This is a genomic window from Clostridium sp. OS1-26, assembly GCF_030915445.1.
Classification (GTDB): Bacteria; Bacillota; Clostridia; order Clostridiales; family Clostridiaceae; genus Clostridium_AM.
Genome location: NZ_CP133264.1, coordinates 3,873,623 through 3,898,943 on the forward strand (window position 1 = coordinate 3,873,623; position 25,321 = coordinate 3,898,943).

The 25,321-nt window shown below is 31.7% G+C and carries 25 protein-coding genes and 1 pseudogene; 20 read left to right on the forward strand and 6 right to left on the reverse strand.

Annotation, left to right across the window (positions count from 1 at the left end):
* Positions 1–294: 294 nt before the first annotated feature.
* On the forward strand, positions 295–1,233 hold the full coding sequence (locus tag RCG18_RS19080; RefSeq protein WP_308037614.1) for a DMT family transporter: 939 nt from the start codon (positions 295–297) through the stop codon (positions 1,231–1,233).
* Positions 1,234–1,424: 191 nt separating this feature from the next.
* On the opposite strand, the gene RCG18_RS19085 is transcribed toward RCG18_RS19080, so the two are convergent.
* Entirely contained in the window at positions 1,425–1,643 is a 219-nt protein-coding gene (locus RCG18_RS19085) for a helix-turn-helix transcriptional regulator (RefSeq protein WP_308037615.1), read from the reverse strand.
* A 10-nt stretch (positions 1,644–1,653) separates the two neighbouring features.
* The gene (locus RCG18_RS19090; protein ID WP_308037616.1) at positions 1,654–2,139 is read right to left on the reverse strand and encodes a DUF2975 domain-containing protein; all 486 of its coding nucleotides are present in this window, start codon (positions 2,137–2,139) and stop codon (positions 1,654–1,656) included.
* A gap of 252 nt (positions 2,140–2,391) precedes the next feature.
* Between RCG18_RS19090 and RCG18_RS19095 the strand changes: the two genes are divergently transcribed.
* On the forward strand, positions 2,392–2,988 hold the full coding sequence (locus tag RCG18_RS19095; RefSeq protein ID WP_308037617.1) for a serine/threonine-protein kinase: 597 nt from the start codon (positions 2,392–2,394) through the stop codon (positions 2,986–2,988).
* A 168-nt stretch (positions 2,989–3,156) separates the two neighbouring features.
* Complete coding sequence (locus RCG18_RS19100; RefSeq protein ID WP_308037618.1) at positions 3,157–4,323, forward strand: iron-containing alcohol dehydrogenase; 1,167 nt, start codon at positions 3,157–3,159, stop codon at positions 4,321–4,323.
* 272 nt (positions 4,324–4,595) lie between these two features.
* Here the strand turns inward: RCG18_RS19100 and RCG18_RS19105 are convergent, their stop codons facing one another.
* Positions 4,596–5,207 carry a TetR-like C-terminal domain-containing protein gene (locus RCG18_RS19105; protein WP_308037619.1) on the reverse strand — a complete coding sequence of 204 codons (612 nt, stop codon included), beginning with the start codon at positions 5,205–5,207 and terminating at the stop codon, positions 4,596–4,598.
* A gap of 147 nt (positions 5,208–5,354) precedes the next feature.
* On the opposite strand from RCG18_RS19105, the gene RCG18_RS19110 reads away from it, so the two are divergent.
* Positions 5,355–6,038: a hypothetical protein gene (locus RCG18_RS19110; protein WP_308037620.1), complete on the forward strand. Its 684-nt coding sequence runs from the start codon at positions 5,355–5,357 to the stop codon at positions 6,036–6,038.
* Between the two features lie 471 nt (positions 6,039–6,509).
* Here RCG18_RS19110 and RCG18_RS19115 read toward each other — a convergent pair whose 3' ends face one another.
* Positions 6,510–8,783, reverse strand: a complete 2,274-nt coding sequence (locus RCG18_RS19115; protein WP_308037621.1) for a hypothetical protein — start codon at positions 8,781–8,783, stop codon at positions 6,510–6,512.
* Positions 8,784–9,399: 616 nt separating this feature from the next.
* Here RCG18_RS19115 and RCG18_RS19120 point away from each other — a divergent pair.
* The 6 genes from RCG18_RS19120 (at position 9,400) to RCG18_RS19145 (ending at position 14,866) form a co-directional block, all read left to right on the forward strand.
* Positions 9,400–10,308 carry a DUF4351 domain-containing protein gene (locus tag RCG18_RS19120; protein ID WP_308037622.1) on the forward strand — a complete coding sequence of 303 codons (909 nt, stop codon included), beginning with the start codon at positions 9,400–9,402 and terminating at the stop codon, positions 10,306–10,308.
* A gap of 148 nt (positions 10,309–10,456) precedes the next feature.
* Entirely contained in the window at positions 10,457–11,800 is a 1,344-nt protein-coding gene (locus RCG18_RS19125; protein WP_308037623.1) for a tyrosine-type recombinase/integrase, read from the forward strand.
* A 329-nt stretch (positions 11,801–12,129) separates the two neighbouring features.
* Positions 12,130–13,293, forward strand: a complete 1,164-nt coding sequence (locus tag RCG18_RS19130; protein WP_308037624.1) for an SAM-dependent methyltransferase — start codon at positions 12,130–12,132, stop codon at positions 13,291–13,293.
* Between the two features lie 78 nt (positions 13,294–13,371).
* Positions 13,372–13,959 carry a hypothetical protein gene (locus RCG18_RS19135; protein WP_308037625.1) on the forward strand — a complete coding sequence of 196 codons (588 nt, stop codon included), beginning with the start codon at positions 13,372–13,374 and terminating at the stop codon, positions 13,957–13,959.
* A 204-nt stretch (positions 13,960–14,163) separates the two neighbouring features.
* The gene (locus RCG18_RS19140) at positions 14,164–14,556 is read left to right on the forward strand and encodes a hypothetical protein (RefSeq protein WP_308037626.1); all 393 of its coding nucleotides are present in this window, start codon (positions 14,164–14,166) and stop codon (positions 14,554–14,556) included.
* 73 nt (positions 14,557–14,629) lie between these two features.
* The gene (locus RCG18_RS19145) at positions 14,630–14,866 is read left to right on the forward strand and encodes a hypothetical protein (RefSeq protein ID WP_308037627.1); all 237 of its coding nucleotides are present in this window, start codon (positions 14,630–14,632) and stop codon (positions 14,864–14,866) included.
* Between the two features lie 195 nt (positions 14,867–15,061).
* Here RCG18_RS19145 and RCG18_RS19150 read toward each other — a convergent pair.
* Positions 15,062–15,651, reverse strand: a pseudogene (locus tag RCG18_RS19150) (NUDIX hydrolase).
* Positions 15,652–15,982: 331 nt separating this feature from the next.
* Here RCG18_RS19150 and RCG18_RS19155 point away from each other — a divergent pair.
* The 9 genes from RCG18_RS19155 to RCG18_RS19195 all read left to right on the forward strand — a co-directional run bounded on the left by RCG18_RS19155 (position 15,983) and on the right by RCG18_RS19195 (position 23,566).
* Entirely contained in the window at positions 15,983–16,585 is a 603-nt protein-coding gene (locus RCG18_RS19155) for an ACP phosphodiesterase (protein WP_308037628.1), read from the forward strand.
* 67 nt (positions 16,586–16,652) lie between these two features.
* Positions 16,653–17,282, forward strand: a complete 630-nt coding sequence (locus tag RCG18_RS19160; protein ID WP_308037629.1) for an SOS response-associated peptidase — start codon at positions 16,653–16,655, stop codon at positions 17,280–17,282.
* Positions 17,283–17,429: 147 nt separating this feature from the next.
* Positions 17,430–18,071, forward strand: a complete 642-nt coding sequence (locus tag RCG18_RS19165) for an MBL fold metallo-hydrolase (RefSeq protein ID WP_308037630.1) — start codon at positions 17,430–17,432, stop codon at positions 18,069–18,071.
* A 62-nt stretch (positions 18,072–18,133) separates the two neighbouring features.
* A complete protein-coding gene (locus RCG18_RS19170) occupies positions 18,134–18,544 on the forward strand; it encodes a GNAT family N-acetyltransferase (RefSeq protein ID WP_308037631.1) in 411 nt (136 codons plus the stop codon).
* Between the two features lie 152 nt (positions 18,545–18,696).
* A complete protein-coding gene (locus tag RCG18_RS19175) occupies positions 18,697–18,921 on the forward strand; it encodes a DUF1659 domain-containing protein (protein WP_308037632.1) in 225 nt (74 codons plus the stop codon).
* Between the two features lie 34 nt (positions 18,922–18,955).
* Positions 18,956–19,174, forward strand: a complete 219-nt coding sequence (locus RCG18_RS19180) for a DUF2922 domain-containing protein (protein WP_308037633.1) — start codon at positions 18,956–18,958, stop codon at positions 19,172–19,174.
* A gap of 447 nt (positions 19,175–19,621) precedes the next feature.
* Complete coding sequence (locus tag RCG18_RS19185) at positions 19,622–20,188, forward strand: sigma-70 family RNA polymerase sigma factor (RefSeq protein WP_308037634.1); 567 nt, start codon at positions 19,622–19,624, stop codon at positions 20,186–20,188.
* Between the two features lie 227 nt (positions 20,189–20,415).
* Positions 20,416–22,323, forward strand: coding sequence for an acyl-CoA dehydrogenase family protein (locus RCG18_RS19190; protein ID WP_308037635.1), 1,908 nt, complete (start codon positions 20,416–20,418; stop codon positions 22,321–22,323).
* 43 nt (positions 22,324–22,366) lie between these two features.
* Positions 22,367–23,566, forward strand: coding sequence for an FprA family A-type flavoprotein (locus RCG18_RS19195; RefSeq protein WP_308037636.1), 1,200 nt, complete (start codon positions 22,367–22,369; stop codon positions 23,564–23,566).
* Positions 23,567–23,698: 132 nt separating this feature from the next.
* On the opposite strand, the gene RCG18_RS19200 is transcribed toward RCG18_RS19195, so the two are convergent.
* Positions 23,699–24,163: a MarR family transcriptional regulator gene (locus RCG18_RS19200; protein ID WP_308037637.1), complete on the reverse strand. Its 465-nt coding sequence runs from the start codon at positions 24,161–24,163 to the stop codon at positions 23,699–23,701.
* Between the two features lie 189 nt (positions 24,164–24,352).
* Here RCG18_RS19200 and RCG18_RS19205 point away from each other — a divergent pair, with 189 nt between their 5' ends.
* On the forward strand, positions 24,353–25,225 hold the full coding sequence (locus RCG18_RS19205; RefSeq protein WP_308037638.1) for an SDR family NAD(P)-dependent oxidoreductase: 873 nt from the start codon (positions 24,353–24,355) through the stop codon (positions 25,223–25,225).
* The last annotated feature ends 96 nt before the right edge of the window (positions 25,226–25,321 follow it).

Below are 25,321 nucleotides of genomic sequence, written 5' to 3' on the forward strand. Positions count from 1 at the left end.
AATTGTAGTATAAGCTATTATAATTATATAAAAATTAATGATTTGTGGAAACTACAAAACAAATCCATTTTGATTTAATTTATTACAAATATAAATGTCTTATAATTACATTAGATAGAGTAATAAGGGCATTTTATAAGGGATTATATTTCAAATTAATTATGTAGAACTGTATAAGCAAAAACACCTATAATATTAAAAATCAGGAGGAGTGAAACTGTTTAAAGTTAAAGCTCTAAATCAGAAGGATACTGAACAAGTATATTTAATTTGTAGTAGAAAGGAGAATGTGATATGAAAAATTTTACAGGATTAATATTGCTAATTATAACGGCTATTATCTGGGGAACTTCCTTTGTATCGCAAAAACTTGGAATGAATTATGTTGAACCACTTACTTTTGGTGCATCAAGATTTTTATTGGGAGCAGTTATTTTAATTCCTGTAATATTAATCTTTGATAGAGTAAATAAAAGAACTGATGAAAATTTGGATAAGAAAAAGGAAACAACCTATAACAATAAGGAGTTGATTATAGGAGGAATCCTATGTGGTGCATCACTTTTTCTAGGTGCATGGTTACAACAATGGGGTATTGTTTATACAACAGCAGGAAAAGCAGGTTTCATTACTGCTTTATACATAGTATTGGTTCCAGTTTTCGGACTGTTTTTGCATAAGAAAGTGAGTAAAGTGGTATGGTTTGGCGTTGCTATTGCAACAGTAGGTTTATACTTATTATGTATTAAAGAGGGATTCATTATACAAAAAGGGGATGCTATTGTACTGACAGGAACTATTTTCTGGGCAGCACAAATATTAGTGGTAGATGCTTATGTAGATAAAACAGATGGATTGAAATTATCTTTTGTTCAGTTTTTAACAGCAGGTGTTTTTTCAGCTATAGCAGCTTTAATATTTGAAACTCCTAAACTTGAAACCATAATTGCATGCGCAGGACCAATATTATATACTGCAATTATGGTAGTTGGTGTAGCCTATACATTTCAAATTATTGGACAAAAATCAACTGACCCTACAATAGCTGCCATTATATTGAGCATGGAATCATTATTTGCTGTTATCAGTGGAACTATTTTCTTAGGAGAAACAATGACTATGAAAGAAATTATCGGATGTGTCCTAATGCTTGTGGCTGTAATAATAACTCAAATTAAAAGCGAAGATAATATACAAAATATTAGTCTTCAAAATAGTCATAAATTTAATTAACATTTTAAAAGAGACTGTTATGTTGGCAGTCTCTTTTATTAATTCAAAAAATACTCTTATAATTAAGCATTCTTTATAATGCAAATTTAGCAGATTTAAATACTGGAGTCTTTAATAACACAAGAAAAGTGCTTCCCAAAATACAAAAGAGTAGTTCACTACCGTTAGTTAAATAGATTTGATGTATGTTTTTATTGAGAGTCTTCGTCGCTTTTGTACTCCAAAATATCACCTGGCTGACAATCCAAAGTCTTACATATCGCTTCTAATGTTGAAAAACGAACCGCTTTTGCTTTCCCATTTTTCAGAATAGAAAGATTCGCCATAGTAATTCCAACTCTCTCCGAAAGCTCCGTTACGCTCATTTTTCGTTTTGCTAACATCACATCAATATTAATAATAATTGACATATCCTACACCTCAGACCGTCAAATCATTTTCTGATTTTATGTTAATCGCTTCTTGTAGAAGCCGTTGGAGGATAGCAGCAAAAACGGCGATAACCAACGAAGCAAAAATGATGATGAGTCCCATTAATGCAATAGGAGGGTCAACTTTCTTCGCTATAAAACGAAAGAGTGGCAAACCTAATACATACAAACCACTGATTGTAATCGCACAGCACTTTATGTTCTTTAACGCCTTTACAGATAATTCCGAAAACGCTGTGTTCTCGTCAATGTACCGTAAAAGATTGAAAGCCTGATAGAGAGCAAAGTAAAAAGGCACAGCCGCTCCATACATCACGATGAAAACGAGATATTTCATTGGGGCAATATTTGGATACAATTTTGCTGCGAAATTCGCCATATGGGGCACTAAAAATATACATAAAGCAAGTACTGCAATTCCAGCCAGAAAAATACTTACCTTTAAGAAGGTGGTTGAACCTCGTTTAACATTCATTTAAAACACCTCACTTATTTAATGACAACATGATTTTATCACATGATTTATCGTTTTACAATAAATTTATATTGTTTTTTATTATATTATTATTGTTATTATTATATTCTGTTAATTTAAAAAAATAAAATTCTTAAGTTAGCTCTAACAAATAAATCTAAGTAGCAATATACCAGCATAGGTCATATTATAAAATAACATGACCTATATTTGTCTTAATATAGGTAAAATATTTTTATGAAAGGAGTTAAGATGAATAAGGAAATATATGAAAAGTATATTAAAAACTTTGATATTAATCTATTAGACTGCAAATTTCTTGGTAAAGGTCATAATGGTGTAGTTTATCTCCTTCCTGATGGAAAAGTAATTAAAATTTGCTTTGACCCTGAAAGCTGTAGAAAAGAGTACTTAATACTTAAGAAAATAAGCAAGAATAAATATTTTCCTCGAGTTTATTGTATGCTAGGAAACTATATGATAAGAGACTATGTTGATGGAATAACGCTAACTAATTATATAAAATTAAATGGTCTGAATAGAGAAGTATCAATCAAAATACTTAATTTGTTTGAAGAGTTTAACAAGTTGAATTTTTTAAAAGAAGATATAAGATGTAAAGATATTATGATTCAACCGGATGGTTCTATAATGGCAATAGACCCTAAAAAATTTTATTCTAAAGAAAGAGATTTTCCTAGACATTTATCTAAGGGTCTTAACAAACTTGGTGTACTTGATTCTTTTTTATCTGTAGTTAAAGAGGAAAAACCTGATTTATATAGAAAGTGGAATAAAAAAATAAATAATTATTTAGCAGAAAGACAACTAGAATATGTTCGCAAGTAATTATTTATAGAAAATGCTTGAAAAACTCCGTTGTTTATCTCGGAGGATGAAAGGACATTAATTTTTGAAGAAAATAGGGAATAAAAAAGTTCAGTAATATGTGGTGAATTTCACCACATTTTTGTTTTATAGAAAATTTCAAAATTCCACTGCCTACATCCCCAAAAATTGTATATATATTTTGAACTTGTTAACCCAACCAAAATCCTATTTGGAAAAGGACAGGTAAAAAATCTCTCTAAGGAAATACCAGTAGGTTCAAAAGTGCTAATATTATATGGTGGAGGGAGTATAAAAAAGATTGGTCTCCTTGATGAAGTAAAAAATGTTTTGAAAGATTACGAAATTAGCGAATTTGCTGGAATTGAACCGAATCCTACTTATGAAACGTTGATGAAGGCTGTAGCGAAAATTAAAAAAGAAAAATATGATTTCTTGCTTGCGGTTGGTGGAGGATCAGTTATTGATGGAACAAAATTTGTAGCGGCTGCAACGCTATTTAATAGGGGAGAACCATACGATATATTAATTAAACAATTACCTGTAACAACAGCTCTTCCTATTGGAACCATACTAACATTGTCTGGAACAGGTTCTGAAATGGATGGTGAAGCTGTCATTTCAATTAAGTCTGAAGGAGCTAAAATTCCTTTCCGTAGTTCAGCAATTTTTCCGAAATTTTCTGTGCTTGATCCCCTTTATACATACAGTGTTCCAGTGAAACAAGTCAGCAACGGCATCATTGATACTTTTGTGCATGTGATGGAACAATACCTGACGTATCCAGTTAACGCCAAAATTCAGGATCGACTTGCGGAAGGACTCTTGCTAACTTTAATTGAAGAAGGCCCAAAGGCTTTTGAAAATCCTAATGATTATGACCTTCGTTCAAATCTAATGTGGGCTTCAACAATGGCAATGAATGGTCTGATTGGTTCTGGCGTTCCACAGGATTGGTCTACACATATGGTTGGTCATGGAATTACAGCATTATATGGCTTAGATCATGGACAAACTTTAGCGATTGTTCTTCCAGCAATGCTTGAAGTGCAGAAAATGGAGAAGCGTGATAAACTGTTACAATATGCTGAACGTGTATGGGGAATCAAGGGTGAATCAGAAGATGAGATGATTTCTATTGCGATCAACAAAACCAGAGATTTTTTTGAAAGGGTTGGTGTGCCAACTCGCCTTTCGAGCTATGGATTAGGTAAAGAAAATGTCCCTAAAGTGATTGAAACTCTAGAACCATTAGAAGCTCTTCAAATCAAGCTAGGGGAAAATGGAACACTTACGCTAGATAGGGTTAAAAGAGTTCTTGAATTGGCTCTCTGATTATGTTTTTTTTATATAATCATATTGAAAGAGCAGAAAATGGCGATACTGCTGTTATAGAAAATATGGAAGATAAGAAAATAAAAACAAAAGTTTTAGGCTCTGTTAGACTAAATTGTTGATATATATACATAAAGCAGGTAGTCCAATTGGATTACCTGCTAATGAATAAATCTAAAAAAACTGTGACCAATAAGTATGATTATTTTATAAGGTCAACCTCATAAATCTTTGCTCGTTCACCATTATCTTTGCACTTCATGATGCTCCCTCTATCCCCTAATATTACTTTCAATTATAGAGAGTGGACTTTTAAGTACAGTACAACTTATTAAGTCGGCCAGTTCATCTGGAGATAGATTAATATCTGATTGAATCCAGTGTATTATCATGGCAAGATTACCATTAATAAGACTCTCAATAACATATTCCTTTTTTAACAATTCTTTATTTTTTGCTGTCATAAGTACAGAATGGAATCTCTGAGCAAAATTATTTCTCATCATCTTTTTGAAAGACTCTCTAAAATAGAGATGACTATGGGGGCTAGTGAGAATTTTAAACAATTTTTTGTTTTCAACTATATAATTAAGTATAGGTTTGAAAAATTGAGCAAATTCGTTGGTTTTTTCTGAATAATAAAAATGATGAAATTCTTTACTAAGTTTAGCAATTGCGTCTAATTGCTCATTTTCAATTGATGTAAGAAGATCATTTAAATCAATATAGTGAAGATAAAAGGTGCCACGATTTATTACAGCAGATTCAGTCAAAGTTTTTATATAAATCTGTCCAAGTGGTTTTATAGCATATAAATCCAGAAAGGCCTTTATAATTTTTTGACGAGTTCGACGTATTTTTGTAGAATCGATATTAGTATTCATTTTTACCTCCATTAATATTTTTTTCGCAAATTCAACATATTCAGAATTTGTGTTCATTGATTATGAAAACTTTCGTAATATAATATAAGCATAAAACAACACGGTGTTGTTATCAATTTAATTTATAATAAATGGAGGTAAAAAGTTATGGATACAACAAAAAATTCATCCTATTCAGTTACAGCTTATATTGGGGAGGAATGCCTGACTGATCAAGATATTCAGAAAATGGAATTAGTGAGATCTCGAAGAGCACTTACTTTTTTGAAGAACAAAATTGGCAGTGAAAAGATTATAAACTTAATAGAGGAAGAACTCAACGAAGCTACTATTCAAATGGAAAAATGGGCTGATGAATCAAATGGAGAATGGAGGTCTGGATTTGTCCTACTAGAAATGCCTAAAGTGAGGGCAGAACAATTCCATAAATGGTTCATGTGTTTGGTGAAAAACGAGAGTAAATTACTAGGTACCGCTCATCCTGATCACTATCGTAATCGCGTTTTGCCGGATGGACGAGCAGAGGTAATTGAGAACCTTGGAGAATTCGAATATCCATGGCATATTTTCCTAAATCTAACTGAAATTGATTCAACAATACCAATTCCAGCTGATAAAGACTACCCATTTGGTTTTGTTGCAATTATAAAAAGTAAAAACGGAAAATTAGTTAGCTATGCATTACATGAATTACGCGACTACAAAGACGGAATGCAGGCAAAATTAACTATAATTTTACCAAAAGCTGCACCAGATACTCTTATACATGGGCATTTGAATCACTTCTCTATTGAATTTAGAAATTGGTATATTGCCATGTCCGAAGAATAGAGGATATTATGATTTTTGTTATAATAAGGTGACCTCTGATTTAGTAGTTAAAAGACTAAAACAAGAACTTATGTATTTGCAAGGGAAAATTTATGATAAAAGTTAGCCTCCAAATATAAAGCTTGGAGGCACTTTAAATACTACGTTGAGTACATACAAACAACGTTGAAGAGCTTAATTTGAGCTATTCTTTAAGTCTTAGTATAGATAATGTGTCAAATGTTGGCGGTACCCCTATTAGAAGAGAGTTATATTTACTTATAAGAAGCAAGGTGCTGCAGTCTTCATAGTTTAAATAAGGAAGGCTGTGAGCTTATAGATATTTTGGCCTGCGATTTTAATATAGAAGAAGATAGCGTAAAAAAGGCCCTTGTAAAGTTAAAGAAATATTTAAAGGAGATGAATTTTTTTTGATTCAAAACAAATAATTAGTAAGCTATTCAAATTTATGCATGGCTTCCTAATTATTTATTATTCTATCATAAAATCCACATCTATATTATTTTCCTTCAGCTTGTCCACAACTAGAACTGCAGCCCTAAAGGTCTTTTTGGTACCATTAAAAGTATTAGCAACATGAAAACAGGTAGGCTTGTTATAAAACTTACAGTAGCTCATCTTGCTTATCTGCTTTTTAAAGCTTCCAAGGGTCAGAACTTCTATGTCCAGATTGTGATCTTTGCAGTACTTTAGAAATCTATCATAGAAAACAGTGTAGTTTAATCTAAGTACCTTGTCACCATCAGAATCCTTTGTGCAGTCATAATCAGCGCCACGTACTAGATCACTATTTGCAGCCATTCTATTGAAGGCTTCAAGGCTGATATCCACCACACTTTTACTCTTGGTATTGTCTTCTAAAAGTTCTTTTATTACAGAAGCTTTAAGTGCAGTTTCTATATCTTTAGAGGAGTAACCAGAAGCTTCTTTAAAGTTAAGTCCTAAATTTTCAAATATTTCTAAAAGAAGAGCTAATCCTAAAAGAGCATTTGTTATAGATTGTTTTATTCTCTCATTATGTATATTGTTCCCAGAGAATTTCTTGAAAAACATATCATAAGTAGCTTTTAGATTTTCTTCACTCATTTTTAATCCTCCCATCAATAAGCTGTTTCCAAGTTTGGATAATAACAGGCTGTTTTCTTTAAGATTAGTGAAGTGATTTTTAGTATTTTTGTTTAGGTTAGAGGTGGATAAAAATATTTTAAGACTTCTTTCAATATTAGCGGTTTCTGTAATACCCATTTCACCGCAGAGTATTACAGAAGAACGGGGTGTGAATTCAATATTTTTACCAAGGTTTTGAGTTCCCTTGATAGTTTTGTGTGCATCATAAGAGTTTCTCATTATATTTGAAATGAGATTAACTCTGTAAGTTCCAATCTTCTTGGGCTTATATTCATCAATAATCAAAGGAAGAAAGTTGCTGCTGCTTGCAAGCTTGGTAAAGGCAAAGTTGGTGCAGGTGCTGGCATCTAGAATGTTTCCTCTATATCCAAGAAGAGGAGCTGCTATATTCTCTAGAGTCTGGCTCTTTCCACTGCCGCTTTGACCTTCTATTAAAAGATGGTTGTATTTTATTCCAATATGTTCAAGCTTACCCTTTAAAAATAAGCCGCAAAGATATGGAATTAAAGTAGCAGTTACAGATAAATCATTAAAGCTAAAAAGAGAAGGAGCTAGAATTTGCAATTCTTCTTTTGTAATACAGGAAAATTCTAATAAATTACTGTGGGCTTCCATGAAATCTTCAAGAACTATGGCTGAAGAATTATGATAAAGCTCCTCACTTACAGCATTATCATTGTCAACAAAAAACCACTGTTTGCTTATTTTATGAAAGCCTTCATAGGACACTCCATTTATAATATGAGTTATATCCGCTGATATCTTTGCTTTTATATGCTGCAAATCTGAATTGGAACCATTGAAAACTAAGGCAAAACTATTAACTGCTTTTTTAAAGGACAGTGCATCATTAAAATCCTGTGGAGTAAAAGTCCTTTCTACAACATGATTGCTGTTACACAGTTTTAGTTCACATTTTATCAGTTCTTCATAAGGAGATATAATTATGTATTTAGCTTCTATTATAAAGTTTGTAATAAAGATTTTTCTGCCTTTGTAGTTCTTGTAATAGCAGCCATCTTCTACATGAATAGGAGAGTTGTAATTTGTATTTTTTTCAATTACATCTGCTCCTGTTAATAGATTCTCTATAAGTTCTGGTGTTACACCATTATTAATCCACTCTGAAATACTCATATTTTCCTCTAAATCAGGCAAATTAATAATTCCAATGCTTTTGCAGCAGCTTTTAAAACTGTTATATACAGTTTTGGAATATTGTTTGCTGTGATTGCTATTATGGGGGAAGATTATAAGGTTAGCTCTTTTTATTTGCTGAGCATAGTCTTTGCTGAATTTATTAAAACTTTTAAGGCCACCAAAGGTTGTAGTTGCAGTAAAGCCCATGTTCTTTAGTGCATCTGCAGACTTCTCATCTTCCACATATATAATAGTTTCATTGTTTTTCATACTTTTTATTACAGATGGGAGCATATAAAGAACTGGCTCTATGCTTTTAAAATCATTGACCCATTCGCCTTTCTTATCTTTGATATAGCATCGAAAGCTTTTCTTTAGGTTTCCGTCTTGTAACCACTTACAGCTTTCGATTTTGTAAACTACAATGCCATCCTCATTTCTGTAATAGTATTGTGATATATTCTTGTTATTTACCATGGTAATTCACCGACCTTAGCCTTAGTTTAGATTACACTTAATATATATGGAAAGTTAAAGAAAATGGGAAATAAAAAAGTGTTAATGAATTGTAAACATTACAGTATTACAACTTTTATAAAATAGGTAGAGTAGTAATTTTTACTTTTGAAACCTTTATTTTTTATTATAAACAGAATTCTTGGCTTCAGGTGGAGTTTGTCTGCGACCACTGGGCAATTCTGCCCGTTAAATGCCATTTAGGCATTTAACCTCCATCTGAAGCTTAGAAGTCGTTATCCAGGGACATAGCCGCTCTTTACTCCCACTCGAAGAAAAGCAGAGAGCCCAAATCTTTGATTTGGTGCGAATCGCTTTCACAGAGTGCGATGGGAGTATTAGAGCGGGTAAGTCATCGGATAAAATATACATTTTTGTTTTTTTGTAATAGTTGTATTTAGTTAATGGAAAGGCTTTATTTTGAAGGGGTAAGAGGATTACAGGCTGTTGTAAGTGTGGAGTAATTGATGTAATGGTTTGATTATAATTAAAATGAGAACAAGTGTTTGTATAAAAGCTGAAAATTATACCAATACTATAGTTAAGTAAAATTTGGTATAATTAAAGGAGATTTATTATGGATTATCAAAAAATTGAGGATTCAGTTTTAAAAAGTGCTATGGATTTTTTTAGACAAAGTGCAGTTAATTTTTTCGGAATAAACACTAGAATAACTGCACCAGCAGAAACTGAAATAAAAGATATAAAAATAAATACAAATATTATGGATTATACTTTTCATACGGAGGATGGTAGTTATCTTCATTTTGAATTTCAAACTACAAATAGAGATGAGGATATAAGAAGATTCTTATTGTATGATGCATCGCTATATTGTAAAAGCAATAGAAAAATAAAAACTATAGTTGTATATTCAGCAGATATAGAAAATGCTAAAACTTATGTAGATGCAGGTAACATAAAATATAACATTGAAGCATTTTATATGAGTAGTATAAATGGCGATGAAAAATATGATGTTTTCAAGCGTAAAATTGAAAATAATGAAGAACTTACTGATGAGGAAATATTAAGTCTTACATTTATACCATTAATGAAAGGAAAGCTAACTAGAGCGGAAAGAACGTTAAAGAGTATAGAGTTAGCAGATAAAATAGAAGCAGGTGAAAAAAAGATAAAGTGCCTTACAATGTTATATGCGCTTTTAGAGAAATTTGGAGATGAAGAAAGTAAGAAAAAATTCAAGGAGGTATTCAATATGACTGAGATAGGTAAAATGATATTGGAAGATGGAATGGCAAAAGGAATGGCCAAAGGAATGGAAAAAGGAATGGAAAAAGGAAGGGCAGAAGGAAGAGCTGAAGGAAAAGCAGAACTTTTACTTAAACAATTAACTAAAAAATTTAAAAAGATACCAGAAGAATATAAAATAAGAATAAAAGAATTGTCAGATGAAACACTTGAAATAATAGGATTAGAGATATTTGATATGGAAGATATTAAAGAGTTAGAGAAATACTTTTAAAAAATAAGACCGTATCTATTTCAAGTTGTTATTGTTGATTTTGATGAATTATGTATTGCAGATATCATTTCATATCTGCAATGGAAATATTTTCAACTCTTGTATAATTAAACTAAAGGAATATGAGATTTAATGATGTGAGGAAATAATGAGTTTAATAATTAAGTATAATAGTTATTTATTTAAGCATGGATATAGTGATAATACTCAAAACTTATATATATACTATCTTAAGAAATTTATGTATTGGCATCAGAAAGAAATGAAAAGGTCTTTGGATAATATTAAGCTAGAGAAAAGTACAGTGACACAATATATACAATATTTATCATCAAAGTATAGTACAAGCTCTGTGAATAGCCATATTAAATTTATAGTATCCTATAATAAGTTTCTTATAAATGAAGGAATACAAGAAACTATGGCTGCTACTAATAATCTAATAATAAAAATTCCTAAGAAAAAGATTGAAAAGATAAAAATAAATGAAAGAGATGTTGAAGCTTTACTTATGGAAGTTTGTTCAAATGACAGTATTAAAAATTCTACAATTCTCTGTCTTATAGCTTACGCAGGCTTAAGAACTAGCGAAGTAGTTGAACTTCAGTTAAAACATATAGATTTTGGTAATAGAAAAATTCATATCAGTGGCAAATATACAAGAGATATACCAATGAATTCATCAGTAGAAAATTCTTTGAAATTATATTTAAAAGATGAAGATATAATAAAAGATTATTTATTTATAAATGAAAGAAATATAAAATACACTAGTGCAGGAATACACTGGATACTTAGAAAGAATCTTTCTGACTTTAATATAACCATAAATACTTTGAGAAACTTTTATATGTCAAAGCTTAAATCTCAAGGATACAGCGAAAAAGAAATAGATGAGATAAGTGGTTACTCAACTAAAAAGAAGGACTATACAAATAAAAAAATAAAAGAAATGCTTACAGTTAAACAATTTGCAGAATTAGTTGAAGTAACCCCTGCAACTATAGTTAAATGGTGTAATGATAATAAAATTAAAAGTTATAAAGACTATTGGGGACACAGACGAATACCTAGCTTAGAAGCGGAAAGATTGAAAAATGAAAATAAATGTCTAGTAGATAAAAAATACATAGAGAATTTTTTAGAAGATTTATTATCAAAAGGAAAGATTAAAGTCTCAATAATTCTAATGCTTATAGCTTATGCTGGATTTAATGAAATTGAAATCTTGGATATTAAAAGAGAAAATGTAAACATAGATAAAAAAGTTATTATAATTGAAGACAGCAAAGAAGTATGTATACCTCAACCTATAATTGAACCTTTAATTCAATATTTAAGGGAAATTCCTAGTAATCAAAAATATTTATTTGTAAATAAATTCGGGAAAAAACATGTAAAACATAATATTAAAGATTTATTAAGAGGAAACTGTAAGGATACTAATATAACTTTATTAGTTTTAAAGAAGTTTTATCGCTTAAAAAGATAGCATAGCAGATTGTCGAAGGTGGCATCTGCTATGCTATCTTTATTGGGCATGAAAATTTTTTATTGTTTACAATATCAATATTATGTCAACTAAATTCTAAAGTAAACTAGCTAGATGAAAAAATCTTAAAAAGTGCGTTCCACATGATATTTATGTATGTATTGATGGAGAAATAGTAGACATTAATGATTTGATACATTATTATAGACAATATAAGATGTAAGTATTGGTAGGTCTATACTTGAGCTGAAAATAGTTGCTAATATCCTTAGAAGAAGCAATGGAGCAGAATGTAGTATGACAAATATACAATAAAGTGAGTGGAAGATATGGACGAATTAAAGAAAGCAATTAACGAAATAATACAAGAAGAAATTATAAAAGTAGTTATCAGCAATAAAGAGAATAAAGACGTTAAATATAACAAAATAACCTTTATTGTCAAGGATAACAAGGGTAAACAATATTATCAGATAGAAAAATTCACTGATAAACAAGTTTTTCATGAAAATATTGAGGTAGGTATATTAGAAGAAAAACTAATTGAGTATTTACAGGGGAACTTCAAGCAGCTTTCTGCTTGGTCTAATATACATATATTTGATTTGAAAATATCTAAAAAAGGAAAAGTTTTCTTAGGAAAAAATAAAAGTGACAATACAAAGGTGGCAAATAAAAGTCATAATAAAGAAAAAAACTACATCCTTAAAGAGGGAATGATTATAGAACCTCTTATAGATTTAGGTGTTTTTACAAAAGAGGGGAAAGTAGTTAATTCAAAGTATGATAAATATAAACAAATAAATAGATTTATAGAAATTATAGATGATGAAGTTAAGAAAAGCGACTTTAAGGAACTTACGATTTTAGATTTCGGATGTGGAAAATCCTACTTAACCTTTATAATGTATTATTATTTTGTTGAGATTAAAAAAATTGATGTAAAAATGATAGGACTAGATCTTAAAGAGGATGTCATTAGAAACTGTAATGAGATAGCTAAAAAATATAATTATGAAAATTTACATTTTGAAATTGGCGATATAAATGGATTCAAGTATAATAACAAAGTTGATATGGTAATTACACTACATGCCTGTGATACAGCAACGGATTATGCTTTATATAATGCAATAAAGTGGAATAGTAAAATGATTTTCTCTGTTCCTTGCTGTCAGCACGAGTTCAATGACCAAATGAAAACAGAAGCATTTTCTATATTGACAAGGTATGGAATAGTACAGGAAAGAGTAGCAGCACTTATGACTGATGCTGTTAGAGCTAATTTACTAGAAGCTTTAGGTTACAAAACTCAACTTCTAGAATTTATTGATATATCACATTCACCTAAGAATATATTAATTAGAGCGGCAAAAGGTAATGTATCTAAGGATAAGAGAGAGAAAGCTTTAGTTGAGGTAAAAGCTTTAATTGAAGAATTTAACTTTAACCCAACACTGTTTAATTTATTAAAAAAAGATAAGTTAATATAAAATTTACATAAAAAAGGAGTTGTTATCATATAAAATATAGGGATATTATGATTCTGAGTTAGGAGAATTGTTTTAATAATGAGGGTGGAAAATTATTTTAATGGAGTAGATGATATTAATAAGAGTACACTAAATTATATAATTAACCTTAAGATTCATAAATATAGTGATGTTTTTGATAACCTGGATGACTCTCCACTAAAACTAAGGAGTATTAATAAAAATATACAGTTATATTTAAAGGATAGTTTTGTTAATATTCCAAGTAAAAATTGTACAGGTATAAGTTTTCATATTACCGGAGAAAAAAAGAATAAAGTAATGGAAGAATCCATAATGCATGCTCTACAAAGGTGCTGCTTAAGGAGGCTCAAATTTAAGAGATCTGAATTAAAGTCTTCTAATATAGATACAGTTATATATGTGCTGACATCTGTCTTGCTGCTTAGCGTAGGCTTTGATTTAGAAACTGTATTTATTAAAAAAAGCGTGTTATTAAGTACAGTTTTAGAAGGAGTAAACATAGGGGGATGGATTTTTCTATGGGAAGCAATATCCATGTTACTTTTTAAATCCAAAGATATTAACAGTGAAATTCAGGAGATACATCGTATTTTGAGTTCTAATATAAGTTTTACATATGAATTTATAACTGGAAAACATTAGACCTCAATGTGATACAAATAAAAAGTTAGCACTACCATATAAGTAACGGTGGTGCTATATTTTTGGTTAGATCTTACACAAAAAAGTTTGCTAAAAATTAATATAAAAATTATTGTAGATACATACTCTATATGCTAACCTGTATTCATAGAAATTTAGCAATATAAATTAATTCTCAGCAATGACAAAGGGAGGAGCATTTAATTGAACTTTAGAAATTATTTATACAAAATTGCATACTATTTAAGAGATTCAAATGGATTTGATAGGCTTTCTAAGTACTTGATTATTACTGGATGCATATTTTCTATTAGTAGATATACTATTATGTTAGGATATGCTCTAATTATTTATGGAACTTGGAGAATCTTTTCAAAGAATAAATATAAAAGGCATAGGGAGTTAGTAGTATTTGAGAACTATCTCTTTGCTATAAAACAAAAATTCTATAGATATAAATATTCAGTTTCGGGATTTCGTGATTATAAAATATTTAAATGTCCAAAATGTTCCCAAAAGCTTAGAGTTCCTAGAAAAAAGGGGAAGATGGTTGTTACTTGTAAAAAATGCGGTACTGAATTTAGAGGAAAGTCTTAGTAATTCCATAAAGTCTATATTCTACATTACGAATTTAATAAAGATAAAAGTAATTTTTTAAGGAGAAAAGGCTATGAAAGTGGTATTTCAATATAAAGATGCAAGTGGAAAAGTACTTACAGATAATGATCTGGAAAAGGAATTAACTAATGATGAAATACTTGTAATACTGAATAGCAAACAAGTAGATTATCCTGTTAACAATGGATTTTTGTTTACTGTTAAACATTGTATAATTGAGAATTCTACATACGATATGTTTACAGAACCTTATAAGTTAAAAATAAGTCTTATAGAAAAGCCAGAATAGCTGAGTACAGCATTATGGACATATTTTTGGCAGTTTGTTAGAATAGAAAGAAGCATACTTCTTCCAATATTCAAATATGAGGATTATAGAAGTCTAGCATAAGACAAGCTGTAAATGAGATAACTGTTCACAGCTTGTTTTTAGGTCTAAGTCCTCTAATCAAATATGTTTTTATTATTTAAAATCCAAGATGTGCTACGAATTAATAAAGCTTTGAAGTGCCATATAAGCCTTAATATCCATCTTCACATCTTTCCTTAGCAATTTCTCTGCCTCACTACGGGAAACCAGAAGGGCCTCAATGTCTTCATCCTCTTCTAGATATCTATTTGATATTTTACCTGTACAGGTACAGTATACTAGAGCCGCAGATTCATCTGTCATTCCCGGTGAGAGATAAACTCCTTTTTTGTCTTTTCATTGTCAATTTCTAAAAGGGAGAGACCAGTTTCCTCTTTTAATTCCCTGGCAACAGCAGCTTCAATACTTTCATTACCATCTATAAGGCCTGCTGGAAGTTCATAGATATAATCATTTAAAGGAACTCTAAATTGTTTTACTAGCGTAAGTTTTCCAGTCTCTTTATGAGTAGCGGCTATAACAACTGCATCCATACTTTCTTTCCCGTCTTGGAAATATTGTTCTCTTAAAGTTTCGTAGTTCTTTCTTGAAGCAATTATCCAGTGTTTTGTTGTTCCTTTTTTATTTTTGTATTCAGCGTCAAAAAGATTTAAAAATTTAGTTTCTTTTAATGCTGTGAATTTTGTTATTCCTTTATTTTTCACTAATATCACCTTCTGTAATTAATTTTGATGTAATCTGTAACCAAGACTGTCTATTTAATAATTATACATACTGTTGTTAGTTAGTAGCAAATTTATTTTTATTATATAAAAGTATTTTGAAATGAGATAAATATAAAGAAACTGATGTACAGGCAAAGGAGTATTTTCAAAGAAGAATAGATATTGAAAAGGAAAAAAATAAGGTAATAGGATTTAGAAATAGCTGATTTTAGATAACAAATATTATTTGAACAAACAAAGGGTAAAAATGATATAATAAACACAATCGAAGAATTTTAAAGTGATCTGATTTATATAGTGAGGAGAACAAATGAATTATTTAGCGCATATATATCTCTCAGACAACAATGACGAAAGTATGCTTGGTAATTTTCTTGGTGATTTTGTAAACAAATCTTTGGAAAATAACTTTGAGTATTCTATAAAAAGTGGTATTTTTATGCATAGAAAACTTGATAGCTTTACTGACTCAAATCCAATTTTTCTAGAGAGTAAAAAAAGAATTTCAAGCTTGAACAGGAGATTTGCAGGGGTATTAATTGATATGTTCTATGATCACTTCTTAGCTAAGAACTGGTCTGAGTATTCTTCAATATCCTTAGAAGAATATGCTGATAATTTTTATAGTATACTTAAAAGATTTTCTTATTGTTTACCAGATAAGTTAACAACAAGGATGCCTTTCATGATAGAAGAAAACTGGCTTGTTTCGTATAGGGAGATAAATGGTATAAAAAAATCATTAGAGAGAATTTCATGGAGATTTTCTAAATCAAAGCACCCTCTATTGAACCCAATAGATGAGTTGATTAGGAATTATGAAAGTTTAGAACTTGATTTTAAAAGCTTTTTTCCTTATGCAATTGAGTATGTAGATAAACTTAAAGGCGTTGACCAAATGGGTATTCATTAGAAGTATATGTATTCTTAATAGTTTTATTTTATATTCACAAATAATTTAATGAAAAGCGGTGATTATTGTGTGTGGACGTTTTTATATTGAAAATGATATAGAAGATATAATGGTAAGGTACGGAATAAAGAATACAAAAAACATAACTTATTCAAAGGGTGAAATATTTCCTGGCACCAATATCCCTATAATTTTTAATAATGAAGAAAGAAAATTAGACTTTTTTAGATGGGGATATCAGATTAGAGGCCTAAATAAAGAAATAATAAATGCAAGGATTGAAACAGTAGCAGAAAAACAAAATTTCAGAAAAGCTTTTTTGAATAACAGATGCATCATTCCAGCTAATGCTTTTTTTGAATGGCATAATAGAGAGAAGGGCAAGGATAAATATAAAATTTCTTTGAAGGATATTAAACTTTTTTCTATGGCAGGAATATATGACAATTTCATTGATAAAAATAATAATCCTTATTTTGGAGTTGTTATTTTAACTCGTGCAGCCAATGAACATATGAGTAAAGTTCATAACCGAATGCCTGTGTTTATAAAAAAAGAAGAGGAAGAAGAGTGGCTGCTAGAATCTCCAAACAATGCATTAAAACTTAAAGAAAAATTAGAAAATAGTAATTGTTTTAATTTAAACATAACTCCAGTAGACGGAAGTAAGCAGCTCTCAATGTATGATTTAATTTAAAAACTAAAATGGAAATAGAAAAATTAGAACAATTAGAACAATTAGAACAATAGTTGTGTATTCATCAAATAGGAAGTGAAAAAGTACAGTAAAACTTTCAGATCAAGACAAGGAAAATTTAAAGAGTCAAATGGGGGAAATGATGTAATGCAAATTAGAAAAATAAAAAACAGGGGAGTCTTATTTACACATAGTAATCCAGGGTGGGATTTAAATGTTTATTTAATTATTGGAAGAAAATATAATTATATTATTGATACAGGGTTAGGGTCCTTAAGCATTGAACCAATTAAGGAATACATAAGAAATGACAATAAAAAAACTATTGTGATAAATACACATTATCACTGGGACCATGTTTGGGGAAATGGTTCATTAAGAGATTGTATAATTGTATCTCACAAATTATGTAGAGAAATGATTCAATCAAAATGGGAAGAGATGATACAGAAGAATAAACAGTATTTTTATGGTGAAGTTGAAATGTACCTTCCAGATTTGGTTTTTGAAAAAGAACTATATTTTGTAGAAGACAAAATTAAATTATTTTATACACCTGGACATACAATAGATTCTATAAGTGTTTTAGATGAAGAAGAAGATGTGCTTTTAGTTGGAGATGATGTTGGTGACAGTATGGAGGATATTATACCAAGTATTTATTGTGAGAAGGATGTTTATATTAATACTATGAAAAAATATGAGGAAATGGATTTTGACACATGTATATCAGGACATAATACAATTCTAAAAAAAGAAGTGATAGGAAAGATATTAAGAATGTTGTAAATAGAGTTGGACTCATTCACAACATTCTTGTTTTATAAAGTTTTGGGAAGGAGTTTCAGGTTATGGAAATCATAGAAGGTGAGTATATATTTACGGATAATACTACTCGAATTAAATTAGATGAGGTTTGTAGTTTGCTTAGGCAGTCCCATTGGGCTAAAAATCGACCTACTGAAATTATTATTAAAACAATTGAAACTTCTCTTTGTTTTTCTATTTATCATACTGATATGCAAATTGGATTTGCGAGAGTTGTAAGCGATTATGCTGTTTATAGTTTAATATTAGATGTAATCATTGATGAGAAATATAGAGGTAAAGGCTTGGGAAAAAAACTAATTGATTTTATAAATAATCATCCAAGTATAAAAGATACAAGTAAGGTTCTCTGGACAAAATATGCTCAAGAATTGTATTTAGAGTGTGGATTTAAAGAAGAGGATTGTTATAAATTTATGTTTAATAGACCTTAATCAATATATCTTTAAGACAGAATAGTAAATTTTTACGAATCTAAGGGAGCTTCAAATGAAGTTCCCTTAATATTATTTAAAATAAAACTTATTATTCCACTGCCTACATCTCCCCTGACTGTATATATATTAAGTGAAGGGAGATGATAAATATGGCTGCAACAGCAACAAAATTGCAGACTGCACTATTACTAAAGTATAAGGATGGTGTAGATGCCAAGGGAAAAGAAATAATAAAATCACAGAGGTTCTCAAAGGTGAAAACCACAGCAACAGAGCAGGACATATATGACGTGTCCGTAGAGATTGGCAAGCTTCTTGGAAAGCCTTTAGATGAAGTCATAAGAGAAGACCAAAGTGGAATAATGAATGCGTAGATTAGTTAAAAGTTAAAGTGAGGGGGATATGCGTATGAGTAAAACATTAGTTATGAATTTTTTAAACGAGTCTGGCAAAAAGACTGCTATAAGAGTGAATAATGTAAAGGAAGATGTTACTGAGGCAGAAGTAAAGGCTGCTATGGATGTAATATTAGCCAAGAACATATTTGCAACTACTGGAGGAGATCTGAAGGTAAAGGACTCAGCACAAATTGATGATAAAAACAGCACTGAATTAGTAGTTAAATAAATTTAATGCATCTTAAAAAAGTGGGTATAAGAATCAAACGATTCTTGTATCCACTTTTTTGTTTAAATTTCCTGCAAAAATCGTATGACAAAAGAGAAATTATACCGGTGAAAAAAATAAAGAAAAAAATAGTTTTAATTGTAATTATAGGCTAATTTGTAGACTTAAATAGGTGGTTTTTAATGAAATGGTACAAAATTAGAAACTAATATCGCAAAATGTATAATCATAAAAGAATTTGTTTTTCATATCATGTCCGAATTTTATTAAAAAATGTGCTCTGTATAAGTAGAGAGGTTTTTAAAAAACAACAACTATAAAGCATTTTCTTCTTAAAAAATATATAAAGAAGGAACTTCAAGCAAAACTTAAAATGTAGATGATTGTGTTTTAACTTGATTTAATAATGAGGGGGTTTTTAAAATTAATAGTAACAAAATAATTGAATTGCTTATAAAGGCAAAACAGGGTGACAGAGAAGCTATGGAAGAAATAATGAAACGGTATACACCTTTTGTAATTAAAACTGCCAGAAGTATCTATGTAAAAGGTTATGCTATAGAAGATCTGGTGCAAGAGGGACAAGCTTCTATAATTAAGGCTGTAAATATGTATGATACTGAAAGGGGCAATGCATTTACAACCTATGTATTCAATACGATAAAAAGGACTTTATATTTACTTATAAGAGCAGGTGTAAAAGAAGCGAATTGCTGCAGTCTTCACAGTTTAAATAAAGAAGGCTGTGAATTTATAGATGTTTTAGTCAGCACTGAAAATATAGAAGAGGATACAGTAAAGAAAGAGGAAAAAACCATGCTTTCTAAAGCTTTGAAAAAACTCGATGAAGGGGAAAAAGAGATTATTTACTGGTACTACCTTGAAAATAAAACCTTAAATGAATATGCAAATTTTAAAGAAGTATGTTATAGAACTGCAATAGCTAGAAAGAAAAAGTCACTTTTGAAGCTTAAAAAATATTTAGAGGAGATGAACTATCATGGCATTATATAGACAGGTTCAAACAAATTTTTGGCAGGATGACTTTGTACTGGAGATGGGACCAATATAAATAATAGATAGAGTGCTTCAATGCACACAGATGTTCCTTTGGTCATAATGAAAATGAGTTCTAGTTAAGGTTCTAACTAAAACTTTTGATAGATATAATAAATTTGAAGGCTAATATATACATTAAATCAATATATTTAAAAATGTATTGATCAAAAGGAGGGAAATATATGTCTTTTAAGACTACGGTAGAACATGAAAATTTGCGGACGAAAATCAGAGAGTTTGCTGAAGAGGAAGTTAAACCTATTACATTTATGTTGGATCAGGAAAATAAATTCCCATCAGAAGCCATTCATAAGTTAGCTGATATGGGGATGATGGGTATACCATATACGAAAGAGTACGGCGGAGCAGGTCTGGATATAATTAGCTATGCAATCGCCGTTGAGGAATTATCGAGAGTGGACGGTGGTACAGGCGTAATTCTTTCCGCACATACATCTTTAGGTTCATATCCAATTGCTGCCTACGGAACAGAAGAGCAAAAACAGAAATACTTAATTCCACTGGCAAAGGGAGAGAAAATTGGCGCCTTCGGTCTCACCGAAGAAAATGCCGGTAGTGACGCTGGCGGTACGGAGACCACTGCTGTCTTGGAAGGTGATTATTATATTTTGAATGGTGAAAAGATATTCATAACTAACGCAGGTGAGGCTGATATTTATATTATTTTTGCAGTTACCACACCTAATATAGGAACTCGGGGCATCAGTACCTTCATTGTGGAGAAGGGCTGGGAAGGCTTTAGCTTCGGCAAGCATTACGACAAGATGGGTATTCGTTCTTCTGCCACTGCACAGCTAATTTTCAACGATGTGAAAGTCCCTAAAGAAAACCTTTTGGGTAAGGAGGGTGAAGGCTTCAAGATTGCTATGTCTACTTTGGATGGTGGTCGTATTGGTATTGCAGCTCAGGCTCTTGGCATCGCACAAGGTGCTTATGAACATGCACTGGAGTATTCAAAGGAAAGAGTTCAATTTGGCAAGCCTATCTGTCAGCAGCAGATTATAGCCTTTAAATTGGCTGATATGGCCACAAAGCTCAGAGCAGCTAGATTGCTTGTTTATAGTGCCGCAGAGCTGAAAGAAAATCATGAGCGCTATAGTATGGAATCAGCTATGGCGAAACAATATGCATCTGACGTTTGCCTTGAGGTTGTCAATGACGCTCTTCAAATATTCGGTGGAAGTGGTTATCTGAAAGGTATGGAAGTTGAGCGTGCTTACAGAGATGCTAAAATTTGTACAATATATGAGGGAACTAATGAAATTCAGCGTGTCGTTATTTCTTCTCACATTATCGGTAAGATGCCAAAAACCGAGGGTGCAGGGAAAGTTTCTAAGGGTGAACCTGCTACAGGTTATCGTAAGAAAGTGATTTTCAAGGATGGAACTGTTGAAGAAAGAGTTAGTGCTCTTGTAGAAGCTCTTAAGGTGGATGGTTATGATTTCACCGTTGGAATTCCTATAGATACTCCTATTAGTAAGGCTGAAAGAGTAGTCAGCGTAGGTCTAGGCATAGGTGAAAAGAAAAATATGAAGCTTATAGAAGACCTGGCAGTTCAAGCCGGTGCAGCTATAGGTTCTTCTCGTCCAGTAGCTGAAACCCTTAAATATGTACCACTGAATCGTTATGTTGGTATGTCTGGTCAAAAATTCAGCGGAAACCTCTACATTGCCTGTGGTATTTCAGGTGCAGGTCAGCATTTGAAAGGTATAAAGGATGCTTCCACAATTGTTGCTATAAATATCGATCCTAATGCGAAAATTTTCAAGAACGCAGACTACGGCATAGTTGGAGATTTAATGGAAATCCTGCCAATACTAACTGCCGCTTTAGATAATGGAGAAGCAAAGAAGGAGGCTCCACCAATGAAGAAGATGAAGAGAGCTCTTCCAAAGAAAGTTGTTCCAACTTGGAAACATTATGTATGTAATGGATGCGGTTATGAATACGATCCTGGCCTGGGTGATCCTGAAGGCGAAATAGCAACCGGTACTCTCTTTGAAAATATACCTGAGGAATGGACCTGCCCTGATTGTGGTGAAGAAAAAGATATGTTTATAGAAGTATGATTCCTATAATAATGTATATTTAGCGTAAAGGAGGATTGAAATCATGTATTGTGTTAGAGAGATAACAGAAGATCTTTATTGGGTTGGTGGCAACGATCGTCGCCTTGCTCTCTTTGAAAATATTCATCCCATTCCACGAGGTGTTTCCTATAACTCTTATCTACTTTTAGATGAGAAGACTGTACTCTTTGATACGGTGGACTGGTCAGGTTGCCGCCAGTTCCTTGAGAATGTTCAAGGGCTTATAGAGGACAGATCTTTAGATTATATGGTAATCAACCATGTGGAGCCGGATCATGCAGCCTGCATTGAAGAGATTATTCTTCGTTATCCGGATGTAAAGATTGTATGCACAGAAAAAGCTTCTATGTTTATACGTCAGTTTGGTTTCCATATTGATGACAAAGTAATAGAAGTCAAAGAAGGCGATACTATGTCCTTCGGAAAGCATGAAGTTATGTTTGTAGCTGCTCCAATGGTACATTGGCCAGAAGCTATGGTAACCTATGATACTGTAAGTGGAGTACTATTTTCCGCTGATGCTTTCGGATCTTTCGGTGCCTTAGATGGTAAGCTGTTTAATGACGAGGTGAACTTTGACAGGGACTGGATCGACGATGCCAGAAGGTATTATACAAATATTGTAGGCAAGTATGGTCCTCATGTTCAGGCTTTGCTGAAAAAGGCAAGCAGTATCGATATCAAGGTTATCTGTCCGCTGCATGGACCGGTATGGCGTAATGATTTTGGCTACTTGCTAGATAAGTACGACAAGTGGAGTCGTTATGAGCCTGAGGAAAAGGGCGTAGTTATTGTTTATGGAACAATGTACGGCAATACTGAGGCTGCTGCTAACGATCTGGCAACAAGATTAGTGAAAAAGGGAATGACGAATGTGGTTATGTATGACGTTTCAAAAACTCATGTATCATATTTGATTTCCGAGACCTTCAAATATAGTCATGTGGTTCTTGCATCTGTAACCTATAACTTAAAGATTTACCCACCGATGCTTGATTATATAATGGACATGAAGGCATTAAACCTTCAAAAACGTACTTTCGCACTCATAGAAAATGGCTCCTGGGCTCCTCAATCCGGTAAATTAATGCGTAAACTTTTAGATGAGATGAAGGACGTGACTATTTTAGACAATGAGGTGTCATTGAACTCTGTCATGAAAGAAGATGATGGAAATTCAATGAATGACCTCGCTGACATCATTATTGAGTCAATGAAGTAATTTTAGAAAAAATATAATTTTGGACCGACTCATGAACAAATGCGTGAGCCGATCCTTTTTGGTGTACGTTTATTAAAAATGAATACTTTAACTAACGTTTTTACCCGACAATTTAACTCAGAATAAAAAGAATTATTTGTGATCATAATCGTTGAAATCTCTAAGCAGTTCAATAAACTTTTCAAGTCTTGAATCATCCCACCTTGAAATACGCTCATAGAAAGCAGATTCTTTTTCTCTTAAAGCATTCATGATCTTTTGCTGTCCAAGCTCTGTTAATGACAACAGTACACCACGGCGGTCATTTGGAGAAGGTTCACTTTTTACGTAATTCAAGGTTTTAAGTTGATTTATAAGTCTGCTGACAGAACTACGATCCATAGCTGTAGATTCCGCCAAAACCGTTGCACTTGTTGGGCCAAATGAGAATAGCCAGCGAACAATGAGAAAAGCAGCAGGCTGTAAAGTGGAATCAAAACATGCTGCAGTCCTTACATTGAGTGCATGTGATGCACTGATAAGTGCATTTAGCTGTTCACCTAATTGCAGTTCCAAATTATTTCTAGAAGTATTTTTAGAATTAGTATTACTCTCCATAGTTCACCTCAATTTTATGAATTTGTGAAAATAAAATAGTTGACATATGTCAAATAAATAAATATACTTGATATATATCAAGTATATTTATTGTGTTAAATTATGTCAAGCAAAAGATGCACAGCATTTCAATAATTTAAAATGTAAATTATAGGCATAAAATGTACACTTACTATAAGGAGGTAAAATATGAACACATGTCCAACTGTTGTAATTACTGGTGGAACTAGCGGACTTGGTCAATTAGTGGCAATCGAGTTAGCAAAACAAGGTGCTCATCTTGTTTTGATAGCGAGAAGCAAGACTCGAGCAGAAACAACTAGGAAAATATTAGAGAGTATTGCACCAAAAACTAAAGTGAACTTTTTTTTCGGAGACCTGTCCTTGATGAAGGATGTGGAAAGAATTGGACAGGAAATTAAAGTTGCATATCCTAAAATTGATGTACTTGTAAACAATGCAGGATTGCATGCATTTGAGCAGCGTATAACCTCAGAGGGTTTTTCAGAAATGATAGCAGTGAACTACTTGGCTCCATGGCTATTGACACATACTTTACTACAATCTTTAATGAAATCAGAAAATGCTCGAATTGTAAACGTGGCATCTGAAGCATCACGTAATCATGGTGAACTTAAGCTTCCAGAGGATTTAACAGATACAACTAAATTTACAGCTAGAGGTTCATCTATGCTTTATGGAAAAACTAAACTATTTAATATCATGTTTACTGCTGAGCTATCACGTCAACTCTCTGGAACAGGGGTTACAGTTAATGCACTTAATCCAGGGTTTAATGTTACTGGTCTTGGACGTGAGCTCCGATTTGCTTCAGTGCTTGAACGCATATTAAAATTTTTTCATATTGGAGATCCACGTAAAGGAGCTGATATAATTGTTCGTCTGGCTGTTGGGCATCAATATCACGGTGTAACTGGAGGATATTTCAATGTTGGGACTGGTAAGTCTATTACTCCTATATATCCTGGTGCTGATATGATTATGCAAAATAGATTGTGGAATGATACTAAGGAATTGTTACAGCGAAGAGGTTTTATATAGATAGAATTAGAAAGCAAACTAAATAGCAGCATTTATAATGAAAATGCTGCTATCAATCAAGAAAAATAATTGTTCAACGGGTACACCCAAAAACTT